The organism is Streptomyces sp. NTD107, from assembly GCF_059510435.1.
In genome coordinates this window covers 1-392 of sequence record NZ_JCAJZV010000051.1, presented here as the reverse complement: position 1 = coordinate 392, position 392 = coordinate 1, and the positions used below count along the sequence as shown (strand labels likewise).

Annotated in this window: 1 protein-coding gene; it reads left to right on the top strand. The window is 60.7% G+C overall.

All coding sequences use genetic code 11. The annotated features are described in order from the left end of the window. Window positions 1-21: 21 nt before the first annotated feature. Window positions 22-392, top strand: a 371-nt coding sequence (locus tag AC5WRL_RS28125) for a roadblock/LC7 domain-containing protein (RefSeq protein WP_496091503.1), incomplete at its 3' end; no start/stop codon positions are given.

Below are 392 nucleotides of genomic sequence, written 5' to 3'. Positions count from 1 at the left end.
AGGAGCGTTAGTGTGAGCCCGATGAGCCAGGCGGCGCAGAACCTGAACTGGTTGATCACCAACTTTGTGGAGAACACTCCTGGGGTGTCGCATACGGTGGTGGTGTCGGCTGACGGTCTTCTGCTGGCGTTGTCCGAGGGTTTTCCCCGGGATCGTGCGGATCAGTTGGCTGCGGTGGCGTCGGGTCTGACGTCGTTGACGGCTGGTGCGTCGCGGATCTTCGAGGGTGGTGCGGTGAATCAGACGGTGGTGGAGATGGAGCGTGGTTTTCTCTTCATCATGTCGATTTCGGATGGTTCGTCGTTGGCGGTGCTGGCGCATCCGGATGCTGATATCGGTCTGGTGGGGTATGAGATGGCCCTGCTCGTCGACCGCGCCGGTACCGTACTGAC